This window comes from Promicromonospora iranensis, assembly GCF_028994805.1.
In the GTDB taxonomy this organism is placed as follows: Bacteria; Actinomycetota; Actinomycetes; order Actinomycetales; family Cellulomonadaceae; genus Promicromonospora; species Promicromonospora iranensis.
In genome coordinates this window covers 1-3,048 of sequence record NZ_JAJQQP010000025.1, presented here as the reverse complement: position 1 = coordinate 3,048, position 3,048 = coordinate 1, and the positions used below count along the sequence as shown (strand labels likewise).

Annotated in this window: 2 protein-coding genes; one reads left to right on the top strand and one right to left on the bottom strand. The window is 62.1% G+C overall.

Annotated elements, in window-relative coordinates:
• Window positions 1-986 (top strand): RHS repeat-associated core domain-containing protein (locus LUM46_RS26560; RefSeq protein WP_338109910.1); only part of this gene is annotated, 986 nt, incomplete at its 5' end.
• A gap of 1,685 nt (window positions 987-2,671) precedes the next feature.
• Here the strand turns inward: LUM46_RS26560 and LUM46_RS26555 are convergent.
• A partial coding sequence (locus LUM46_RS26555) for a transposase family protein (RefSeq protein WP_274998315.1) occupies window positions 2,672-3,048 on the bottom strand: 377 nt, incomplete at its 5' end.

Below are 3,048 nucleotides of genomic sequence, written 5' to 3'. Positions count from 1 at the left end.
TCCTGGACAAGCCGGAGGATTCGAGTGGGCTCACGGCGGTCGGGGCGCGGTTGTATGACGCGGTGCTGGGTGCGTTCATCAGTGTGGATCCGGTGATGGATCTGGCTGATCCGCAGCAGTGGAACGCGTATGTGTATGCGAACAACAATCCGATGACGTTCTCGGATCCGACGGGGTTGTTGTTGGGGCCGTTGATCGATGGTGCGTATACGGCTCCGACGAGGGGGAAGCCGGGTTCGGGTGGTTGGCAGGTCGGGCCGAACAACACGGGTTATACGGGTAGTTGGAACAATGGTGGGGCGGGGAAGTGGGCGCGGCCGGGTACGACGTATACGCCGCCGGTGACGATCCGGCGCGATCCGGCTGCGGACGAGGCACGTGCGCAGGCTGCCGCGGCTGCGAAGGCGAAGGCGCAAGCTGAGGCGCGCGCTCGTGCGGCAGCCGAGCAGCGCGCGCGTGAGCACGCGGCTGCCGAGGCTGCGCATAAGAAGCAGGCCGGAATCGGCCAGCAAGTCGGCGGATGGCTCAGTGGCTTTGGCGACGCAGTGGGCAACGTGGCCGAGGCGGCATGGGACTGGTCTGGTCAGGCGGCAGAACAGTTGACTGAAAGTAAGATCGGAAAGTCGATCGAATTTGCTTGTGGCTTCGCATTTGGCGCGGTGGCAACGTTGTGTGGTGCCGTTTACACAGCCGCTTACGCCAGGCAAGGAAAATGGGACAAAGCGGCGGTCTCGGCGGTCGGCATGATCGGCGGTGGTGCTGCGGGAAATGCCGTGGCGAAGAACGTTGTAAAGCGCTTTGCCAATGACCTGCCCGGCACGCCCGCATTGAGTGATGCGCGGTCAATATCTGCGGTCGGCGACACTCTCGGAGTCTCGGATGCGAGACGACTTTATGGCATGAGTTACGCGACATCGAACGTGGCCGGCACGGCAACGACGCTGGCGCTCAGCAGCGCTGGAAACGGCATAATCGGACAGGATTAAGGCATGTACGTTTTGCGAACCAAGCGCTCAGAACTATGGCGGCCAATCTACGTGTCAGCGATAATGTCTGGGGTCGTGATACTCGCGATTCCCTTGGTCAGCACGTTTGACAGTTCGGCTCGCAATTACCTTCCTTTCGTCGCGATTGTCGCCATGATTGTGGGCCTCATAAGGGTTCTCAACTGGTGGTTCACCGCAGGGCGGACAATGATTAGCGTGAGCGAGGAGGTGGTGCTTCGTAGTAGGTTCCATACGCTTCGGTTCCGGCCAGCAGATATCGAGTCTGCAGTAATTCTGCCCGGTGAGTGGCGCCCGGAATGGTCGCGCTGGGCGGTCCATTCGAAAATAATCCTTGAACTGCAAGATGGTCGACGCTTCTCACGTCCAATACTCCTTGACTCAAAGGGAGTATTGCGCGAAGGTCCCAGGCTGCACGCGGCTCTCGCGCGGGCCGTGGAGAGACGCGACGAAGGTATGGAATGACGGCTCGGGTGAAGGCGGTGCTACCAATTCTGCCTCGGTAACTTTCCTGAGCAATGTGCGCAACGACCAAAAGTGCAAATGAGAGCGTGATTGAGCGTGTGTGGCTCGGGAGAGGTCTCGCAGCGGCTTGACCAGCATCGTTGATGGGCAGGGCAAGGCTTGACAGGTAGCGCAAACGGCCCTCGCCTCCGGTTTGATCGGGTTGTCGAGACCACCTGTCGAGCCGAACGAAGGGCCGATGCGCCACCACTCGTGCGCCGTGAGGCGCTTGTTGATTGAGCAGGGGTGGGAGAATTCCGTCGCTGACAATGTCGCAGCAGGGCGGTAGGAACTGGGGGCAGACCGAATCGGGGAGTGCTGGGGAGGGTGGGAGCAGCCCTGACAACGCCATGACGTGCTGGCACTGCCAGACGGTGCGCGTGTGGCAAGCGAGACGGAAAGGCATACGCGAGGACCCGGCGTTCAACGAACCGCGGTATTCAAGGGCACTGGCGATATAACGGATGGAGTGACTAATATGGATCCCACGCTCTTGTTCATCTGGACGCTCGTTCGTGTTGTCCCTCGGAATTGCCGGTGGTGTCGCGGCAGCGGCGGGCGTCGCGAGCATCGTTGGAATTTTTTTGCGGAAAGACGGTCCTCGCGGGTGCCAAGGACATTGATGAGTTCATCCGCTGGCACTGGAACGACCCGGATCAGGCGGGGGCTGTACTGCGAACTAGGGCACAACTCTTTTCTGTCATATCTGTATCCGGCCTAGTGGAGCTTTCGTTTGGAATATTCGGGCGGCGGTTTGAGGTCATCTCACTCTTCGCATGGTGCGTATCGCTTTTCGTGATCGCCGCGTGGTCGTGGATTGAGCGCGAGTTTGCCTGGCAGGGATGGTTTGCTCCGCGCGAAGCCCGAGGGGCACGAGGTTTGTTCATGGTGCGGCGCGATGCTCATCGTCGGGCTGGTCTGGGCAACGAGAGCGAGGACCTCGACGGCAGGTGACCCGGGTTCCGGCGGGGTGGGGAAGTGGTCGAAGCCAGGTGCGGTGTACATGCGGCTGGTCACGATCTGGCGCGATCCGGCGGCGAACCGGGCACGTGCGCAGCTTCTGCGGCCGAGAAGGCTAGGGCGGAGGAGGGGCGTACTCGTGCGGCATCCGAGCAGCGCGCGTGGGAGCACGCGGCTGCCGAAGCTGAGCATAAGAGCCCTATTCAGCGGCTGAGTCGGTAGAACTCCAGGTTGGTGATCATATGGATGATGCTTGGTAGTTCGGCCAGCCGGCCGCGGTAGCCGGCTGAGAGGATCTTCCACTGTTTGAGCAGGGCGATCGCGCGTTCGACCGGTGCTCGGAGGCTGGCGATGTGCCGGTTCCATGCCTTGTCCTGGGTGCTGCGCGGGATGCCGGTGGTCTTCTTGCGCGGCGTCAGGCGGGTGTGCTTGACGTAGGCGGTGTCGGCCAGCACCGCGACCACGCGCTGGGCCCGGGCGGTGGCGATCTGGTCGGCCCATCCGACCTCGTCCAGGGCCCGCGAGTCGTGCCGGGAGCCGCGTACCGGTACGGAGACGTCGGCCAGCGTTCCGTCCCGGA